Genomic DNA, 19,594 nt, shown 5'->3' on the forward strand with positions numbered 1-19,594 from the left:
TCAGCGACGAATACGCGCCTGGAGGAAAGACAGCACGTCAGCCACCGGCAACGGTTGGGCTTCGGCTTCGGTCCGGCTCTTGTATTCCAGATTGCCATCGGCCAGGCCGCGGTCGCTGATCACGATCCGGTGCGGGATGCCAATCAGTTCCATGTCGGCGAACTTGATGCCCGGGCTGGTTTTCTTGTCCCGGTCATCCAGCAGCACTTCAAAACCGGCGGCCGTCAGTTCGGCGTACAGCTTGTCAGTGGCTTCGCGTACTTGCTCGGTTTCGTAGCGCAGCGGTACCAGGGCAACCTGGAATGGCGCCAGGGCGTCGCTCCAGATGATGCCTTTCTCGTCGTTGTTCTGCTCGATGGCAGCCGCAACCACGCGGGATACGCCAATACCGTAGCAGCCCATGTCCAGGGTGATCGGCTTGCCGTTCTCGCCCAGCACTTCGCACTTCATCGCCTTGCTGTACTTGTTGCCCAGCTGGAAGATGTGCCCGACTTCGATACCGCGCTTGATTTCCAGGGTGCCCTTGCCGTCCGGGCTTGGGTCACCGGCCACGACGTTACGCAGGTCGGCCACGGTAGGAACCGGCAGGTCACGCTCCCAGTTCACGCCGAAGTAGTGCTTGTCGTCGATGTTCGCGCCGATACCGAAGTCGCTCATCATCTCGACCGAACGGTCGATGATGATTGGCAGCGGCAGATTCAGCGGGCCGAGCGAACCGGCACCGGCACCAATGGCGTCGCGCAGTTCGGCGTCGGTGGCCATGACCAGCGGGCTGGCCACGCCAGGTTGCTGGGCAGCCTTGATTTCGTTGAGCTCGTGGTCGCCACGGATCACCAGGGCGATCAGCTTGCCTTCTTCTTCGGCGCGCACGATCAGGGTCTTGATGGTCTTTTCAATCGGCAGATTGAATTTCTCCACCAGTGCCGCGATGGTCTTGGTCTCTGGCGTATCCACCAGGCGCAGTTCCTCAACCGGTGCTGGACGGGAGGTTTCCCGTGGCACGGCTTCGGCTTTCTCGATGTTCGCTGCGTAGTCGGAGCCGTTGCTGAACACGATATCGTCTTCGCCGGACTCGGCCAGTACATGGAACTCGTGGGAGCCGGCGCCGCCGATGGAACCGTTGTCCGCTTCAACCGGGCGGAATTTCAGGCCCAGGCGCGTGAACACGTTGCAGTAGGCCTTGTGCATGCGGTCGTAGGTGACCTGCAAGGAAGCCTGGTCGGCGTGGAATGAATAGGCGTCCTTCATGATGAACTCGCGGCCACGCATCAAGCCGAAGCGTGGGCGGATTTCATCACGGAACTTGGTCTGGATCTGATACAGGTTCAGCGGCAACTGTTTATAGCTGCTCAACTCGTTGCGCATCAGGTCGGTGATCACTTCTTCATGGGTCGGGCCAGCGCAGAAATCGCGGCCATGACGATCCTTGAAGCGCAGCAACTCAGGGCCGTACTCTTCCCAGCGCCCGGATTCCTGCCACAACTCAGCCGGTTGGGTGCTCGGCATCAACACTTCCAGAGAGCCGGCGGCGTTCATTTCTTCACGAACGATGGCTTCGACCTTGCGCATCACCTTCAAGCCCATGGGCAACCAGGTGTACAGGCCGGAGGCCAGTTTGCGGATCATACCGGCGCGCAGCATCAGCTGATGGCTGATCACAACCGCGTCGGAAGGCGTTTCTTTCTGTGTGGCGAGCAAATATTGACTGGTACGCATGGTAGGCCGTTGTCGGTTGCTTGGACTTGAAATGACTTGGGATTGTACGGGCGGTTGCTGCCGGAGTACAGGCGTGACATTGCGGGGGGGGATCTGACTATTGGAGATCCAAATGTGGGAGGGGGCTTGCCCCCGATGGCGGTGGGTCAGCTAAGTATCTTATAACTGACGCACTGCTAATTGGGGGCAAGCCCCCTCCGACATTGACCGAGTCGTATCAGTCGTCTTGTGTTGGACTCAACCGAATCCGCCGATTTTCCTGGAACCAGTGCAACGCAATCAGGAACAACGTCGGCACACCCAGCAAACAGGTGATCAGGAAGAAATTGTGGTACCCGAACTTCTCCACCATCACCCCTGAATACCCGCCGATCAAGCGTGGCAGCAACAGCATGATCGAGCTGAGCAGTGCGTATTGGGTGGCGGAGAACTTGAGGTTGGTCAGGCTCGACAGGTAGGCGACAAACGCAGAAGTCGCCATGCCCGAGCTGAAGTTATCCAGGGAAATGGTGACGATCAGCATCTGCAGGTCGGGGCCCATGTCGGCGAGCATCACGAACAGCAGGTTGGTGCCGGCCGAGGCCACGCCGCCGATAAACAGGATCGGCAAGATCCCGAACCGCACGATCAACAGGCCGCCCATGCCCGCGCCGAGCAACGTCATGATCAGGCCGAAGATTTTGCTCACCCCGGCGATCTGGTCCTTGGTAAAGCCCTGGTCGATGTAAAACACGTTGGCCATCACGCCCATGACCGTATCGGACATGCGGTAGGTGGCAATCAGCCCGAGCAGCAGCAGCGCCTGCCACCGGTAACGCAGGATAAAGTCATTGACCGGCGTCAGTACTGGCGCCAAGCCCCGGCGACCCATGGCTGACAGGCAGAGCGTAGTAAGGGTGATATAGAGGATAGCGCGCAGGAACGCGCGGTCTTCCATCAGCAGTTCCCACAGGCTCACGCCCTGGAACAGCACGCTGGCAAAGTCGGTGTTGTAGAGCTGGGTGAACATCGCCGGCACCGACACCAGCAGCACGATCAGTACGAACACCGACACCAGTTGGTGCGCGAAGCTGTAGCGACCGGCCTGCAACTGGGTGCGCAGGGGCACATCGGGTTCACGCATGAGCAAGGTGGTCAGCAGCGCCGGAATCATCAACACGCCGAACAGCACATACGTGCCGGTCCAGGCCGAGTGTTTGTAGTTGAAGCCGGTGGATCCGAAGCCTTCGGCAAAGAACAGCGCCCCGGCCGTGGCCAGCAGCGCGGCAATGCGATAACCAGACATGTAGCTCGCGGCCAGGGCGGCCTGGCGGCTGTCGTCGGCAATTTCCAGGCGATAGGCGTCGACGGCGATGTCCTGCGTGGCCGACGCAAAAGCGACGACCACCGCAATGGCGATCAACCAGGACAGGTGCTTTTGCGGGTCACAGAAGCCCATGCCGATCAATCCGAGGATCACCAGCGATTGGGCGAGTACCAGCCAGGAGCGACGACGCCCCAGTTTGCCGAGCAACGGCAGGCGCCATTGGTCGAGCAGCGGCGACCAGACCCATTTGAAGGCGTAGGCCAGACCGATCAGGCTCGCGTAGCCGATGGTCTCGCGGGCCACACCGGCTTCACGCAGCCACACGGAAAGCGTCGAGAACACCAACATATAAGGCATGCCGGCGGCGAAACCGAGCAACAACAGCACTAACGTCGAGGGGCTGGCATAGGCGGCGAGCGCGGCGCGCCAGGTTTTACGGGGCATGGGCTGGAGTCTGCCTCAGGTTTGCGGAAACAAAGCGCGCACTCTAACCGCTGTGCTCTACCGGGCGCCAGCCATGACGCTGAATATCCACGCGATTGTTCAGGATAGTGACGCCTTCGCTACGCAAACGCGCACGTTGTTCGTCACCCGAGGCACTGCCCACCGGCAGGCTTATCCGACCGCCGGCACCCAGCACTCGATGCCAGGGCAATCGGGTGCCCTCGGGTAACTGGCTCAGGGTGCGCCCGACCCAGCGGGCAGCTTGGCCCAGCCCCGCCAAGTGGGCCAGCTCGCCGTAACTCACCACGCAGCCTGCCGGCACCTGTGCCAACGTCAGGTACAAGGCGGTGCGACGCATCTCGGCGGAGCTTTGCGGTGTATCGGCAGGTGGGTTCACTGTGAGGGTATCCGTTTAGATCTTCGTTGTTTTGTCGGAAACGTCTGTAAGTATGGCGTTGAGAATTGAACTCAATATAAATCCTTGAGTCAGTTCTAGCCATGTAACACTATAACGCCCCTTATTTTCGCCTACCCTGAGCCCCGTATCTGCTTATGTTGTCCAGAACCCTGTTGTGCCTTGCTGTTTTCAGTGCTTCCACGCCTTTGCTCGCCGATACCGTCTGGTTGAAAAACGGTGATCGCCTGACCGGCAAGATCAAAGTCTTCGACGGTGGCAAATTGCTGATCCAAACTGCCTACGCAGGCTCCATTCCGGTGGACTGGAAGCAGGTCAAGACCCTGGAAAGCGACCAGGAACTGCTGGTCAAGCAGGATGCCTACAGCGGCGAAAAGGCCAAGTCCTTGCAGGCGTCGGATGATGGCAAGGTGGTACTGGCCAATGGCGAGGCGCCCAAGACTGTGGAGCTGGCGAGTATCCAGCAGATCATGAAGCCCAAGCCCGTCATCGAAGACCTGGTGTGGAAGGGCAACGTCGATCTGGCGCTGGACTACAAGCGCGCAGACAAAGACACCAACGACTACGACATCGACTTCAAGACCTCGGCCCGTCACGGCCAGTGGCGTCATACGGGCAAGGGTGAATACAACCGCGAATTCCAGGATGACGTCACCACTACCGACAACTGGGCGCTGGAATACAACCTGGACCGCTTTATCACCGAGCACTGGTTCTGGGAAGGTCGCCTGACCTACAAGCGTGACAAGGTCGAAGACCTGGCTCGCCAGCGCGTTGTCGGTACCGGCCCGGGCTATCAGTTCTGGGACGATGAGCTGGGCGCATTCTCCCTCGGTTCGCTGGTCAACCGCACCGATTACGAATATGCCGACGGCGGCAAGGACAACTTCTATTCCCTGGCCATGAAGTGGAACTACAACCGCTACCTGGTGGGCAAGACGGTTGAGTTCTTCACCAACGGTGAATTGGGCAAACCCCTTGCCGGGCCGGCCGAATATTCCCTGGATGCCGAGATGGGCCTGCGCTACAAGGTCACCGAGTGGGCCTCGCTCAATTTGAAGGCTGAGCGCAACGAGGTCAGTGGCAATTCCGACAGCAGCTTGAGCAAGACCCGCTACACCGCAGGCTTTGGCGTGGCCTGGTAAAACCTGCGTCGGCCGCTCTGGCAACCTGCGCGGATATTGATTACCTTGTGTTGAGATCCATTCCCATATGCCATGGGCGGCGGAACACCCGAGGAGTCATACGTTGAGCGCGCACGTTGCCAAGAACGCCCGAGAGCTGTTGCTCAAGGAATACCGTGGGGCTCTCTCCACACTGTCCAAAGCCATGCCCGGGTTTCCCTTCGGCTCGGTCGTGCCTTACTGCCTCGATGAGCAGGGTCGCCCGCTGATCCTGATCAGCCGCATCGCCCAGCACACCCATAACCTGCAAAAAGACCCCAAGTGCTCGCTGCTGGTGGGTGAGCGCGAGGCCGATGATGTGCAGGCGGTAGGGCGCCTGACCTACCTGGCCGAAGCTGAGAAGTTGGAAGACGGCGCGGCGATTGAAGCCGCCGCCGAGCGTTATTACCGCTATTTCCCTGATTCGGCCAACTACCACAAGGCCCACGACTTCGATTTCTGGGTGCTCAAACCGGTACGTCACCGTTATATCGGTGGGTTTGGCGCGATCCACTGGGTCGACCAGTTGACCTTGGCCAACCCGTTCGCCGGCAAGGCCGAACGCAGCATGATCGAGCACATGAACAGCGATCACACCAAGGCCATCGCCCACTACGTCGACCTCAGCGGTTTGCCGACCACCGAGCCTGCGCAACTGGCCGGCATCGACAGTGAAGGCATGCACCTGCGTATCGGCCAATCCCTTTATTGGTTGCCTTTTGAAGAGCCTTGCAACACGCCGACACAAGTACGCGAAGCCTTGGTTTCATTGGCTCATGCTGAGGCCTGGCCGAAAAAAACCGCCGCCAGCGCTTGAATTCACGAAACGACGACGTCATCTAAGGTGGACTGGCAAGGCATTCTTGCGTTGAGGAACCATTTGATGCGCCCTTTTTTATTGCTCTTTCTGCTATTCCCGGTGTTGGAGCTGTTCGTATTCGTTCAAGTCAGCGGTGCGATCGGGTTTTTCCCGGCGCTGTTGCTGATCATCGCCGGCTCGATGCTTGGCGTCCTGGTGCTGCGCGTCGCCGGCCTGGCCACGGCGCTGCGTGCCCGTGAAAGCCTGAACCGCGGCGAACTGCCGGCCCAGACCATGCTTGAAGGCCTGATGATGGCCCTGGCCGGTGGCCTGCTGATCCTGCCGGGCTTTGTCAGCGATGTGCTTGGCCTGATCCTGCTACTGCCATTCACGCGCAAGTTGCTCGCCGGCAAGATGCGCCAGCGCGCCGAAGAAGCGGCGATTCGCCAACGCGCTTTCGCCGACGACCTGCAACCCCGTGGCGGCACGGCCCCGCGCCAACCCCTGGGGCGTGAAGGCGACGTGATCGAAGGCGAGTTCGAACACCGCGACAGCAAATAAGCGCTTCACTGACACGGCACCTTCGGGTGCCGTGTTGCATTTGACCGGGCATCAAAACGAAAAAATTTCCGCTTCGGCCCCTTGTAATAAGCTTGTGCGCCCTTATGTAACGGTCACCGCAAGGTTTCTGGTGGCAACACCAGACAGACTTCCGCGTCTCGCCCAGCGAGCCGCGACCGGCACCGCCGGAATTTAACCCGCCGGAATTGATACCGGCCGATGAAAAACACAATTAGGAGAGATCGACAATGAGCAAGCTTCGTCCTCTGCACGACCGCGTCGTCATCCGTCGCAGCGAAGAAGAAAAGAAAACCGCTGGCGGGATCGTTCTGCCAGGTTCGGCTGCTGAAAAAGCCAACCACGGTGTGATCGTCGCTGCTGGCCCAGGCAAGACCCTGGAGAACGGTGATGTACGCGCACTGGCCGTGAAAGTGGGTGACAAGGTTGTTTTCGGCCCTTACTCCGGCAGCAACACTGTGAAAGTCGACGGCGAAGACCTGCTGGTAATGGCTGAGAACGAAATTCTCGCCGTACTGGAAGACTGATTTTCCCGCTCATTTTCCCGTTACTACAAAGTATTTAAGGAATATCGATCATGGCTGCTAAAGAAGTTAAATTCGGCGATTCCGCCCGCAAGAAAATGCTCACCGGTGTCAACGTCCTGGCTGACGCAGTAAAAGCGACCCTGGGCCCGAAAGGCCGTAACGTGATCATCGAGAAGAGCTTCGGCGCTCCGACCATCACCAAGGACGGCGTTTCCGTAGCCAAAGAAATCGAACTGGAAGACCGTTTCGAGAACATGGGCGCGCAGCTGGTCAAAGACGTTGCCTCCCGTGCCAACGATGACGCAGGCGACGGCACCACCACCGCTACCGTCCTGGCCCAGGCGATCGTCAACGAAGGCTACAAGGCCGTCGCTGCCGGCATGAACCCGATGGATCTCAAGCGCGGCATCGACAAGGCGACCATCGCCATCGTTGCCGAGCTGAAAAACCTGTCCAAGCCATGCGCTGACACCAAGGCTATCGCCCAGGTAGGTACCATCTCCGCCAACTCCGACAGCTCCATCGGCGACATCATTGCCGAAGCCATGGAAAAAGTCGGTAAAGAAGGCGTGATCACCGTTGAAGAAGGCACTGGCCTGGAAAACGAACTGTCGGTTGTAGAAGGCATGCAGTTCGACCGTGGCTACCTGTCCCCGTACTTCGTCAACAAGCCAGAAACCATGGTTGCCGAACTGGACAACCCGCTGATCCTGCTGGTCGACAAGAAAATCTCCAACATCCGCGAAATGCTGCCAGTGCTGGAAGCCGTTGCCAAAGCCGGCCGCCCACTGCTGATCGTTTCCGAAGACGTTGAAGGCGAAGCCCTGGCGACCCTGGTCGTGAACAACATGCGTGGCATCGTTAAAGTCGCAGCCGTCAAGGCGCCAGGCTTTGGCGACCGTCGCAAGGCCATGCTGCAGGACATCGCCGTATTGACCGGCGGTACCGTTATCTCCGAAGAGATCGGCCTGAGCCTGGAAAGCGCCACCCTGGAAAACCTGGGTAGCGCCAAGCGCGTGACCATCTCCAAGGAAAACACCATCATCGTTGACGGTGCTGGCGTTGAAGGCGACATCCAATCGCGCATCACTCAGATCCGCGCCCAGGTTGCCGAGACTTCGTCCGACTACGACCGTGAAAAACTGCAAGAACGCCTGGCCAAGCTGTCCGGTGGCGTTGCAGTGATCAAGGTTGGCGCGGGTTCCGAAGTTGAAATGAAAGAGAAGAAGGCCCGCGTTGAAGACGCCCTGCACGCTACCCGTGCAGCCGTTGAAGAAGGCGTGGTACCTGGCGGTGGCGTTGCGCTGATCCGTGCTCTGGAAGCGCTGACCAACCTGACCGGCGACAACGCCGACCAGAACGTCGGTATCGCTGTGCTGCGTCGTGCTGTTGAAGCACCGCTGCGCCAGATCGCTGCCAACTCCGGCGACGAGCCAAGCGTTGTGGTCAACGAAGTCAAGAACGGCAAAGGTAACTACGGTTACAACGCTGCGACTGGCGTCTATGGCGACATGATCGAAATGGGCATCCTGGACCCTACCAAGGTGACTCGTTCCGCGCTGCAAGCCGCAGCCTCCATCGGTGGCCTGATCCTGACCACCGAAGCTGCTATCGCTGACAAGCCGAAGGCTGAAGGCGCAGCGGGCGGCGGCATGCCAGACATGGGCGGCATGGGTGGCATGGGCGGCATGATGTAGTGCGACGAGAGTCGCTATAGGTAGAAGCACCTAGCGGGCTACATCCTAGGTGGCCACCGGTTGAACCGGTGGCCACTTTCCCGCAGAAACAGCTTAAAAAACCCGAAGTCCGGGCGTCAAAGCCCGGATTTCCGGCACCCACAAGGTGCTTAGAATTCGGCGCAATGTCGCCTATATATCGTGATTCTCTCCCCGAAAATCATCAGAACGATATACGTACTGAGCTTGCAGATTTTGAAACACTGCGAGGGAGGTATGGGAAATCGTGTCTAAAGAGCTGGCCTGCTCCTATCTATAGGGCGCAAGCCATAGCTGTCATTGTCTCACCCAGAAACCGCAAGGTAGACGGGGCGCGAGACCTTTTGTTCAGCCAAAAGTAGCCTAGGGATAGTGCGTCGCTGGTAACGGCGGGGTGCGAAGCTTCCTGACAATGTAGTCCCACGATGTTTGTGGTGTGTGATCGCCGCGAGGCGCCATGCAGACCCTGCGAGCAACACGCGGGCGAGACGCTAGGCTGGTTGGTATGGCCAACGTAAGTGAACTGCTGATAAACACCGTCAACCGCATGGAGCCAAAGTTGCTGATAGGCTTTGACCAAAATGGTGCATGACTGGTTGTCCCTTTTACATCTGGGGGCACGCTGACATTGAGTCATCGGTGAATAGGCAGGGCCTAACCCATCCTTGTGACGGTTATGGAACTCGGTAAGCCCGTATTTTTGCCACTGGCCTGTATGGCAAGGCAGGTCGACCGTGAGGAAGACTGTTGAAAGTGCGGGTAGAGGATGTCGGAAAAAGCGAATGCCACCCTGTAATGGGGTTGGATAGGGGCTGTGCCCTGACCGGAAATGGTGCTGACTTCCGACTGGTCTTTGATCGCGAGAAGGCTTGTAAAGCCATCAAGAACAGACGTGTGTCGGTCTGACCGGCTGCGTCTAATTCATAGAAATCCCTTGCGGGGCAGTGTACTCACTCTCCCACAAGGGCGACGTGCGTCTGCTGCCCTCTGGGGAAATCTTCTCTGGAGGAAAAGCAAGATGAGTGCGTCTGAAATAGAAGTACCTGCGTCCTCCCATCTGGTCACCAGTTGGCATTCGATAGACTGGGAAACAGGTCATCGACAGGTGCGAGGGCTACAGGTACGGATCGCGAAGGCAGCCAAGAATCAGCAATGGCGGCAGGTGAAAACCTTGCAGCGCATGTTGGTTCGCTCGTTTGCCGCCAAGGTATTGGCGGTTAAACGGGTCACTGAAAACCGGGGTCGCAGGACTCCCGGCGTTGATGGGGAAACCTGGAGCACGCCTGAAAGCAAATGGAAGGCAGTTTTTCGGTTAGAGCGCAGGGGGTACAAGCCCCGGCCACTGCGGCGGATTTACATTCCCAAGGCAAATGGCCAGCGCAGACCGCTGGGGATTCCGACGATGTTGGATCGAGCAATGCAGGCGTTATACCTGCTTGCCCTCGAACCGGTGTCCGAGACCACAGCCGACCGAAACTCCTATGGCTTTCGTCCTCATCGCTCCACGGCAGATGCAATCGAGCAATTGTTCGTCAATCTCGGTCGCAAGCACTCTGCGCAGTGGGTCATGGAGGGGGATATCAAGGGGTGCTTCGACAATATCAGTCACGACTGGCTGATCACCAATGTCCCGATGGACAAGGTGGTTCTAAGGAAATGGCTGAAAGCGGGATATATGGAATCCGGTCAATTGAACCCAATCGGGGCGGGAACTCCGCAAGGAGGCATCATCTCGCCAGTATTGGCCAACCTGGCCCTTGATGGACTGGAAAAGGAGCTCGAATCTCGGTTCGGGCAGCGCAATACCAAAGCCAGCTACAAGACCAAGGTCAACTATGTGCGGTACGCAGACGATTTCGTCATCACCGGCATCTCGAAAGAGTTGCTGGAAAACGAGGTGAAGCCACTCGTCGAAGCCTTCATGGCCGAGCGGGGGTTGAGCCTTGCGGTGGAGAAAACGCTGTTCACGCACGTAGCGGATGGGTTCGATTTCCTCGGTCAGAATATTCGCAAGTACGGTGACAAGCTGCTGATAAAGCCAGCCCACAAGAACGTGAAAGCATTTCTGGCCAAGGTTAAGGCGTTGGTTGAAGCAAACAAAGCGGCACCGGCCAGTCTGTTGATCAAGCAACTCAATCCAGTCATTCGGGGTTGGGCCAATTATCATCGGCCGATTGTCGCCAAGCAGACCTTCAATTACGTGGATTACAGGATCTGGAAATTGCTATGGCGATGGTGCAGACGGCGACATCTGAATCGCTGCAAACGTTGGATCAAGGAAAAATACTTCAAGCGCGTGGGAACACGCAGTTGGGTATTCACCGGGCTACACCCCAGCGGCAAACTGCTCCACCTGTTGTACGCCAGCGATACGCCGATCAAGCGGCACACCAAGATCAAGGCGGAGGCTAACCCATACGCCCCAGAGGACGAGATGTACTTCGAGCAACGGCTGGAATATGCGTGGCGGAGTTCGGATGAAGGGAAGCGGAAGACGCTGACGTTGTGGCTTGGCCAGAGCAAGCGCTGCCCGATGTGCAAGCAGTTAATTACGTTCGAAAGCGGGTGGAACATCCACCATGTTATCGAGCGGCACATGGGTGGAGGTGACGAGCTGGACAATCTGGTGTTGTTGCATCCCAACTGTCATCGGCAGCTACATGCACAATCCAATCGGTGATGCTTTATCAGATCACTATATGATGTGCTTCGGTTGGTTGGTTTTTGGTACATGTTGTGTTTGTTGGTGTTGCCTGCTAGTCTCCAAGGACATTCTCAAATGTCGAGGTGTCCTATGTCAGGTAAGAACCAGCACGTTGTGAAGTGGGATGAGGGTTGGGCAGTACGTGGGGAGGGGAATTCGAAAGATACCTCTCATCACAGAACCCAGCAGGAAGCCGCTGAAGCAGCACGTAGCATTGCTCAGAACCAAAAGAGTGAAGTTCTGATCCATGGTCAGGATGGAAAGATCCGCGCCCGGGACTCCTACGGCAACGATCCATATCCACCCAAGGGTTAGGAGTGAGCTCACTGCTGGCTCTCCCATTTGGAAGGGCTTACAAAGGCTTGAGCTGTATGCGGGGAAACTCGCACGTACAGTTCTTAGGGGAGGGGCGGCCAGTAATGGCCGCTTCTTACCCGACAGCCAGCCTCACCCGGCACTGAAAAACCCCGCCTGCAGTGATGCAGGCGGGGTTTTTTATGGGCGGCTTTTACGTCAGCCTATGAGGCGGCGTCGCAATAACCGCTTGAAGGTGAACCCGCGTGCCAGGGTCAATTCGGTACGCGGCATAAGTGCCAGGGCCCCCGGCGCAGCAGTTGCGTTGAATGAATGATGGACAGACAGGTGCGTGGGCTTTTTATGGAGCGCTGGCCTGGGCCGCTCCCAATGCCCGGCCATGACCACCATGCCCAGCAACTTGAGCGTGTTGGCGTAGTAGTCGTGGGCTTTGAGCGAGCGGTGTTGCAAGTTGTCCCAAATGTTATTCAGCCATGGCTGGTTGTCGGGGCTGATCATCGCGCTGACGCCCAATGCGGCAATAAACGCAGGATCGTCTGGGGCCGCGTCCAAGGCGCTGCCATCGACGTGATAGCCGCTGTTGAATGCAGCGGGTGAATTCGCGGTGGTCGCGCGGGCCCATAAATTGAAGGTACTCAGGGTGTCCAGTGCGCGTGGGTCGCCATACATCAGGTAATCCAGGGCGATGCGCCAGGGATAGCGGGCCGCATTCCAGGCGTAATCACCGTCGTGCTTGCCTTCCACCAGGCCGGCGCGGGCTGGTGTGGGTGTTGTGTCGAGGTGACTGATAAAGTCCGGCACCAAGGCGCTACGCGCACTGTAGCGTGCGATGAAGGTGTCGATGATCGCGTAGGTTTTGTCGCGCACGGCGAGCCAGCGTTTATCACCGGTCATCTCAAAAAAACTGTTGAGGTGCGACGGCATGAAGTCCGAACTGCGGGTGGCATATTCGAGTTCGGTGTCGCCATCGGTGCCGGCCCAATCACCCAGCATCAAATGATGGGTACGCGGGTGCACTTCATGTTTCAGGATCGCGGCCAAGACTGTGTTGGCCTGGCTGCGGTAGTCGATGCTGCCTTGGCTGCCCCAGACATGGTCGGCCAACAGCAAGGCATAGGCGATATCCAGGTCGCCGTCGGTGGCACTGGCGTCGCCACGAAACCGGCCAATGGCATTGCCACAGCCTTCGACCTGGTTCCAGGCCATCAGCCCAGGGTCGGACTTGGTCGGGTGGTCCTCGAAGTAGCGCACCATGCCATCGAAGATCTTTTGTGCGTCAGGGTCCTGGCCCGCCATCATCACGCTGAGCAACATCCCGTAGCCATGGGCTTCGGACACGGTGAGGGTGTTCGGCGCCGTACCGCCGCCCACCGGCTTGTGGTCGGCACTGACGTTGACGAAGTAGCTGTCGCTGCTGCACGCCTGGGACAGGTAGAGCGCTTTCCACTCGGTATAAAACGCCGTCAGTTGCTGGTCCATGACGGCTTGGGAAATATGGCTGGGCTTGATCGTGCCCGGGTAATAAGGCGTGGCCGAGATAAAGGCACGCGCATTGCCGGACAACAGTGCGCCGGTCACGATGCACAGCGACAGCATCCATGTGGGCAAAAACGGCTTGGGGCGACGCATGAAAGGGCTCTCCAACCTGGGATTCAGGCGGCGAGGTTACGAGCAATCAGCAGGCTTCACTGTCACAGGCTGTAACACGCTGCCTACTGCGGGCGCAGTGGCAGGATCAATGTCATGCGTGCGCCTCCCAAGGGGCTGCGACTCACCGACAACTCGCCGTGGTGCCATTGGGTCGCGCGTTTGGCCAGCGCCAGGCCGAGGCCGAAGCCCGTGGGTTCATCGCCGCCCATACCCAGGCGTACAAAGGGCTCGAAGATTTTTTCGCGGTTTTCTGCCAGCACGCCGGGGCCGTCATCGTCGACATGCAACACCAGATGATCCTGGCCATGGTAAGCGGCGCTGACACACACCTGATCGCGTGCGTAAGTGATGGCGTTGCTCAACAGGTTGCGCACAATCAGGTGCAACAGGGCGCGGTCGCCGATCACCTGCAATTGCGGCGGCTCGGTGTCCAGGCTCAAGCGACGCTGATGCCCGTCCAGCAAGGCAAACTCCTGATGCAGCCAGTCGCGGATGGGGATCGGTTCATGTTGCAGGTCGGTGGGCGCGCCGGCCATACGGGCAAAGGCCAGGCTGGCACGCACCAAGGCTTCAAGTTCTTCGACGTCGGTGTGCAAACGTTCTTGCAGGCGGGTACGTGTGAGCGGGTCGTCGCTTTTGCTCAGCAGCGTCAAGGCGAAACGCATGCGTGCCAGTGGCGTACGCAGTTCATGGGACACGGCCTGGGAGACTTCGCGATGGCGTTCGTTCATGGCGTTGATGTCCTGGGCATGTTGCTGCAACGTCAGCAGCAACGGTGTCCATTCCTTGCCCATGGCGGGCAACATCACATTGGGCGTGTGCGCCAGCGTGCCCAGGCAGGCATTAAGCCTGTTCAGTTCGGCGGTACGCCGACGGTGCGCACGTAAACCGACCCAAAGCAGCAGTAGCACCGGCAGGCCGGCGACGCATGCGGTTACCCAGTAAATGGGGAACTCCAGCAGGTCCTTGACCTCGGCCGTACCCCACATGGGGCCGAATTGGATCACGGTGTCGTCGTCCAGCGGAAAGTAGGTGATGTCTTCGTCGCTATTGAGCGCCGGCTGTTGATGTTCCAGCATGACCAAGGCTTCTGGCGGCAGCTCGACCTCATCCAGCGTGACCAGCTCCACGGGGTACTGGAAATGTGCACGCAGGGTGTCCATGTGCGCTTCGCGTTGGTCGGCTGGCAAGGCTTTGAGCTGCTCGGCCACCAGGTAGCCCGGCCCGGCCATCAGGCGCAAGAAACTGTCTTCACCGACAAATACCGAGGCGTTGGCACACAGCCACAATAGATAAAACGTCAAGGTCGCCCAAGCGGTGCCCGCCACGACGGCCATCCCGGGGCGCATGTTAGCCAGCATCTTGGTCGCCCTGCGGGGCTTCGACAAACAGATAGCCTTGGGCGGTGATGGTCTGGATGGTCACCGGGCAGGCCAGGTTCATCAGCTTTTTGCGCAGGCGCGACACACGCATATCAATCGAGCGGTTGAGCCCGTCGTACTCCAGGCCGCGCAGGCTCTGCAGCAGTTTTTCCCGGGTCAGCAACACGCCGCAATGGCGGGCGAAGATCGCCAGCAATTCGAACTCGGCCACCGAAAACTGCAAGGGGGTTGTATCGAGCCAGGCGAAATGGCTGTTCAGGTCCAGGCGAAAACTGCCCCATTGATAGGTGGCGCGGGGCGCTTGAGGGTGACGGCGCAGCAGCGAGCGAATACGTGCCAGCAACAGCAGCGGGTCGACGGGCTTGACCACATAGTCATCCGCACCGACGTTGAAGCCGGTCAACTGCTCGGCGTTTTCATCCAGCGCGGTCATCATCAGGATCAGCCCGGGGTACTGGCTGCGGATCTGCCGGCACAGGGTGAAACCGTCGATGCCCGGCAACATCACATCCAGGATCAACAGCGCTGGCTGTTCGTCGAGAATACGCTGGGCAGCGCGGTCGCCACGGTGCTCGACAGCGACAGTAAAACCTTCGGCGCGCAGGAATTCGGCGGTCAGTGCGGCCAGTGGCAGGTCATCTTCAATCAACAGCAGGGTGTCGGACATGAACAGGTGTCGTTGCCGGGAAAGGCCGCCAGTGTTACGCCCTTGCCTGACGGGAGGCAAGGGCTGTAGTGGGCGTCAGCGTGCGCTGATCGCGTGCGTGGTGTCCTTGGGCGCTTTCCAGCTCAGCAGTTGCTGTTTATAGCCATAGCTGGCGGCCTGGTAGTAGGTGATCGCCCGTTGGATCAACGGGTCATCGCTGCCCACGCGCAATTCCTGGCTCTCTCCAAGGGCCTGGTCGTGGCGACGCAGCCCTTGGCGCGGGCTGAGGATCGCCAGGTCCTTGCCGTCAAACAACCCCAGGTGCTGGTAATTGCCGACCACTACTCGCGGTGGCAGCGGGTTGTCCTGCAGCAGGTTGCGGCCAAAGAAGGTCGACTCATAGCTCAGGTTGAGCAGGCCCAACAACGTCGGCGCAAGGTCGATCTGGCTGGCCAGTTGAGCGGACTCCCGAGCGTCGATCAGCTTGGGCGCATAAATAAACAGTGGGATCTGATAGTTGGTGATCGGTAGGTCTTCCTTGCCTGCGCTACCGGCCGTGTGGTCGGCGACGAACACAAATATCGTGTTATCGAACCACGGCTTCTGGCGCGCAGCCTCAAGGAACTGGCCGATAGCGTAGTCGGTGTATTTCACCGCGCCGTCGCGGCCCTTGCCGGACTTGATGTCGATACGCCCGTCCGGGTAGGTGTAGGGACGATGGTTGGAGGTGGTCATCAGTTGCAGCAAGAACGGTTGCTGCTTGGCGTAGTCGTCGTCGGCCAGTTTCAGGGTCTGTTTGAACAGGTCCTCGTCGGCCATGCCCCAGGCATTTTTGAATGAGATTTCGGACTCCGGCACGCTGCTCTGGTCCACGACCCGATAACCATTGCCGCTGAAAAACGCGTTCATATTGTCGAAGTAACCGCGCCCGCCGTAGACAAATACGCTGTCGTAGCCGATGGCCGTGAGTTGTTGCCCAAGGCTGGCGAACCCGCTTTCACGGCCGATGCGCTTGACGATCGAACGCCCTGGTGTGGGAGGGATTGCCAGGGTAATGGCCTCCAGGCCGCGGTCAGTGCGGGTGCCGGTGGCATAGAAGTTATTGAAGTACAGGCTTTGTTTGCGCAACGCATCAAGGTTGGGCGTGAGGTTGCGCTCATCGCCATTGCTGCCCATGTACCTGGCGCTGAAGCTTTCGAGGGTCACCAGGACGATGTTGGGTTTGCGCAAGGTGCCGGGGTTGTCGATGGCCCGGCGGATATCCAGTGGGTCCTGGTCGATAAAGCGCGCGTTCGGCTCGCTGAGTTCGGCGCGCAATTGCCGGGCGACCACTTCGGTGGGCAGGCTTTTGTAGAACTGGGTGTAATCCAGTTCGTTATTGCGGAAAGCGGCGAAGAATTGATAAGGGCCATTGCTGGCCAATTCGTTTTTGTAGGCGTTACCGCCTTGGGCGCGCGGGCTGTCCTGGCTGATCAGCTGCAGGCTGAGGCCGGCGACCACCAGCAGGCCCAAGGCATTGACCAAGCGGCCACGCCCTGTCGGCAACGGCGCCGCCATGGCAGCATTGAAAGGTTTACGCAGGGCCAGGCTCAGGAGGATGGCCAGCATCGCCAGCAGGCTCAGCAGCTTGCCGATTGGGTAAGACTCCAGCAGGTTGTTCAGCACCTCATCGGAGTACACCAGGTAATCGACGGCGATAAAGTTGAAGCGCACACCAAATTCATCCCAGAACAACCATTCGGCCACCGAGGTGAACAGCATGGCGAACAGGCTGATGGTCAGCACCGCTTGCAGGAACCAGCGATGGCCGCGGCGGCGCCACAGCGCAGGCGGGCACAGCAGCAGGTACAAACCCAGCGGCAAGGCTGCGTAGGCGAGGAAGCCCAGGTCGTAGAGCACACCCACGCCAAACACCGGCAGCAAGTTGCCACCGGCTTCATCCAGGTGAGTCATGAGCAGCACGCTGCGGGTCAGCAGGAAAACCAATAACCAGGCACCGGTTATCAACAGCAAATAGCGCATTGGCGCTGTTTTGAAAAACCCCATGTCGAAGTTCCTTATATCAATGGGGCGCGATCTTCACCCTGAGACTGTGGTCAGTTTGTGAAGCTATAGTGAAAAACTCGTTTGACCATACAATCAGTTGAAAACCTTTATCGACGGGCTTTTCAGCTCTATCCCTGAGCTTCGCTTGGCCTTAAGCTGCGCGAGCCAACACGGCCGTTACCGCGTACGGAGACACTGCCCATGCGAATTCTATTGGTTGAAGACAACCGCGATATCCTCGCCAACCTGGCCGATTACCTGGGGCTAAAAGGCTACACAGTGGACTGTGCGCAGGACGGCTTGTCGGGCCTGCACCTGGCGGCAACCGAGCATTACGACCTGATCGTGCTCGACATCATGCTGCCAGGCATCGATGGCTACACCCTGTGCAAACGCCTGCGCGAAGACGCGCGCCGCGATACGCCGGTGATCATGCTCACCGCCCGAGATCAATTGGATGACCGGCTGCAGGGCTTCAAGTCCGGCGCCGATGATTACCTGCTCAAGCCGTTCGCCTTGTCGGAGCTGGCCGCGCGTATCGAGGCGGTGCTGCGTCGTGCCCAGGGTGGCGGGCGGCGTGCCCTGCAGGTGGGTGACCTGAACTACGACCTCGACACCTTGGAAGTCACCCGCGAAGGGCGCCTGCTCAAGCTCAACCCGGTGGGCCTGAAACTGCTGGCGGTGTTGATGCAGAAGAGCCCGCACGTACTGCGCCGGGAAATTCTCGAAGAAGCCCTGTGGGGCGATGACTGCCCGGACAGCGACAGCCTGCGCAGCCACGTTCACCAATTGCGCCAGGTGATCGATAAGCCCTTCGCCAAGCCATTGCTGCAAACGGTGCACGGTGTGGGTTATCGGCTGGCCGAGGGGCGTGATGGAGTTTAAGCAAAGCCTTGCCCAACGGATCATCATCGCCTTTGCCTTGATGAGTGCGTTGGTAGCTGGGGCCTTCGCCATGGGGATCGTTGCGACGGTGCACCTGGTGGAAGAGAAGTTGATCTCGGCGGGCCTGGGCGGTGACCTGCAACGCCTGCTGTTGATGGACAGTGTCGAAGACTGGAGCCACCGGCCGGAGCCGGACCAGCTGTTTTATTTCAGCGGCGGGCGCGGCGATTTCGAGCTGCCCAAGGATTTGCGACATCTGGAACCGGGTTTTCATGAGGTGTTCCGCGAGTCGCTGTCGTACCACGCCATGGTCGAAGTGGTCGATGGCCGGCGTTATGTGCTGCTGCAGGACCAAAGCGATTTCGAAGAACGTGAGCGTGTGCTGTTTGCTGTGGTGCTGGTGGGGTTCGTGCTCAGCCTGGCGCTGGCGGTATTCCTCGGCTGGGTACTCGCCCGCAAGGTGATGGCGCCGGTGGTGCGTCTGGCTCGGCAGGTGCGTCATCGTGACCAACTGTTGGGCCTGGCCCCGCCCTTGGCCCCGGATTACGCCGCCGATGAAGTGGGCGAGTTGGCGGTGGCGTTCGACGCCACCCTGGGCCGCTTGCGCCAGGCGCTGTCCCGCGAGCAACTGTTTACCAGCGATGTGAGCCATGAGTTGCGCACGCCCTTGATGGTATTGGCCAGTTCCTGCGAACTGTTGCTGGAAAACCCTGCCATTGATCAGCGCGGCCGCAACCAGGTGGAACGCATCGCCCGGGCCTGTGGAGAAATGCGCGAACTGGTGCAGACCTTCCTGATGCTGGCCCGCGCCAAACACGACGATGCGGCCGCATCGCCCCAAGGCAACCTGACCCAGGTCGCCGAAGACCTGCTTGGCATCTGGCGCGAGCCCATCGAGAAAAAAGGCCTGGAGTTGATCTATCGGCCCGGCAACCCCCTGGACACGCGGTACAACACCACGTTCCTGCATGCGGTGATGGGCAACTTGCTGCGCAACGCCCTGCACTACACCGAGCAAGGGTTTATCCGCCTCACGCTGGAGCCCAGTGGCTTTGTGGTGGAGGACACGGGTGTTGGCATTCCCGAAGAAAAGCGCGAAGCAATGTTCGAGCCGTTTGTACGCGGCAGTGAGAACCGCGGCGAGGGCTTGGGGCTTGGCCTGTCACTGGTGCAACGGATCTGCGAGAGCCAAGGCTGGAGCGTGAGTTTGAGCACCATGGAGCCCAATGGCTGCCGCTTTCATGTGGAGTTGAGCCAAGTCAAAACCTGACCGTTCAGTCTGTCGTTTTGCTGGTGCAGACT

At 59.1% G+C, this 19,594-nt stretch carries 16 protein-coding genes; 9 read left to right on the top strand and 7 right to left on the bottom strand.

Going from position 1 to position 19,594, the window contains the following annotated elements:
- The 3 genes from JFT66_RS12185 to JFT66_RS12195 all read right to left on the bottom strand — a co-directional run bounded on the left by JFT66_RS12185 (nucleotide 1) and on the right by JFT66_RS12195 (nucleotide 3,824).
- Nucleotides 1–1,716 carry a proline--tRNA ligase gene (locus JFT66_RS12185; protein ID WP_198859333.1) on the bottom strand — a complete coding sequence of 572 codons (1,716 nt, stop codon included), beginning with the start codon at nucleotides 1,714–1,716 and terminating at the stop codon, nucleotides 1–3.
- Nucleotides 1,717–1,933: 217 nt separating this feature from the next.
- Nucleotides 1,934–3,466: an AmpG family muropeptide MFS transporter gene (locus JFT66_RS12190; protein WP_153839108.1), complete on the bottom strand. Its 1,533-nt coding sequence runs from the start codon at nucleotides 3,464–3,466 to the stop codon at nucleotides 1,934–1,936.
- 43 nt (nucleotides 3,467–3,509) lie between these two features.
- A complete protein-coding gene (locus JFT66_RS12195; RefSeq protein ID WP_233097089.1) occupies nucleotides 3,510–3,824 on the bottom strand; it encodes an MGMT family protein in 315 nt (104 codons plus the stop codon).
- Nucleotides 3,825–4,018: 194 nt separating this feature from the next.
- Here JFT66_RS12195 and JFT66_RS12200 point away from each other — a divergent pair, with 194 nt between their 5' ends.
- The 7 genes from JFT66_RS12200 (at nucleotide 4,019) to JFT66_RS12230 (ending at nucleotide 11,683) form a co-directional block, all read left to right on the top strand.
- The gene (locus tag JFT66_RS12200) at nucleotides 4,019–5,026 is read left to right on the top strand and encodes a DUF481 domain-containing protein (protein ID WP_034115833.1); all 1,008 of its coding nucleotides are present in this window, start codon (nucleotides 4,019–4,021) and stop codon (nucleotides 5,024–5,026) included.
- A 103-nt stretch (nucleotides 5,027–5,129) separates the two neighbouring features.
- Nucleotides 5,130–5,861, top strand: a complete 732-nt coding sequence (locus tag JFT66_RS12205; protein WP_034115832.1) for a HugZ family pyridoxamine 5'-phosphate oxidase — start codon at nucleotides 5,130–5,132, stop codon at nucleotides 5,859–5,861.
- Nucleotides 5,862–5,927: 66 nt separating this feature from the next.
- Nucleotides 5,928–6,404 carry an FxsA family protein gene (locus JFT66_RS12210; protein WP_198859335.1) on the top strand — a complete coding sequence of 159 codons (477 nt, stop codon included), beginning with the start codon at nucleotides 5,928–5,930 and terminating at the stop codon, nucleotides 6,402–6,404.
- Nucleotides 6,405–6,652: 248 nt separating this feature from the next.
- The gene (locus JFT66_RS12215) at nucleotides 6,653–6,949 is read left to right on the top strand and encodes a co-chaperone GroES (RefSeq protein WP_003175874.1); all 297 of its coding nucleotides are present in this window, start codon (nucleotides 6,653–6,655) and stop codon (nucleotides 6,947–6,949) included.
- 50 nt (nucleotides 6,950–6,999) lie between these two features.
- Nucleotides 7,000–8,646 (top strand): chaperonin GroEL, encoded by a 1,647-nt coding sequence (gene groL / locus JFT66_RS12220; RefSeq protein WP_034115830.1) that lies wholly within the window; start codon nucleotides 7,000–7,002, stop codon nucleotides 8,644–8,646.
- A 1,036-nt stretch (nucleotides 8,647–9,682) separates the two neighbouring features.
- Nucleotides 9,683–11,344: a group II intron reverse transcriptase/maturase gene (gene ltrA / locus JFT66_RS12225; protein WP_083331120.1), complete on the top strand. Its 1,662-nt coding sequence runs from the start codon at nucleotides 9,683–9,685 to the stop codon at nucleotides 11,342–11,344.
- 114 nt (nucleotides 11,345–11,458) lie between these two features.
- A complete protein-coding gene (locus tag JFT66_RS12230) occupies nucleotides 11,459–11,683 on the top strand; it encodes a DUF2188 domain-containing protein (RefSeq protein ID WP_047282339.1) in 225 nt (74 codons plus the stop codon).
- Between the two features lie 198 nt (nucleotides 11,684–11,881).
- Here JFT66_RS12230 and JFT66_RS12235 read toward each other — a convergent pair whose 3' ends face one another.
- From JFT66_RS12235 to JFT66_RS12250, 4 genes are all read right to left on the bottom strand, one after another.
- Nucleotides 11,882–13,312, bottom strand: coding sequence for a glycosyl hydrolase family 8 (locus JFT66_RS12235; RefSeq protein ID WP_198859336.1), 1,431 nt, complete (start codon nucleotides 13,310–13,312; stop codon nucleotides 11,882–11,884).
- Nucleotides 13,313–13,395: 83 nt separating this feature from the next.
- Entirely contained in the window at nucleotides 13,396–14,694 is a 1,299-nt protein-coding gene (locus JFT66_RS12240) for a sensor histidine kinase (protein WP_034115828.1), read from the bottom strand.
- Nucleotides 14,684–15,382 (bottom strand): response regulator transcription factor, encoded by a 699-nt coding sequence (locus JFT66_RS12245; RefSeq protein ID WP_034115827.1) that lies wholly within the window; start codon nucleotides 15,380–15,382, stop codon nucleotides 14,684–14,686. The genes JFT66_RS12240 and JFT66_RS12245 overlap by 11 nt, the downstream gene beginning before the upstream one ends.
- Before the next feature lie 75 nt (nucleotides 15,383–15,457).
- Nucleotides 15,458–17,407, bottom strand: coding sequence for an LTA synthase family protein (locus JFT66_RS12250; protein WP_198859337.1), 1,950 nt, complete (start codon nucleotides 17,405–17,407; stop codon nucleotides 15,458–15,460).
- Nucleotides 17,408–17,608: 201 nt separating this feature from the next.
- On the opposite strand from JFT66_RS12250, the gene colR reads away from it, so the two are divergent.
- Nucleotides 17,609–18,292, top strand: coding sequence for a two-component system response regulator ColR (colR, locus tag JFT66_RS12255; RefSeq protein WP_003208587.1), 684 nt, complete (start codon nucleotides 17,609–17,611; stop codon nucleotides 18,290–18,292).
- On the top strand, nucleotides 18,282–19,562 hold the full coding sequence (locus tag JFT66_RS12260; protein ID WP_198859338.1) for a sensor histidine kinase: 1,281 nt from the start codon (nucleotides 18,282–18,284) through the stop codon (nucleotides 19,560–19,562). Before colR ends, JFT66_RS12260 begins: the two co-directional genes overlap by 11 nt.
- Nucleotides 19,563–19,594: the final 32 nt, after the last annotated feature.

The sequence above is a fragment of the Pseudomonas sp. MF6755 genome (genome assembly GCF_016405635.1).
Lineage (GTDB): Bacteria > Pseudomonadota > Gammaproteobacteria > Pseudomonadales > Pseudomonadaceae > Aquipseudomonas > Aquipseudomonas haemolytica.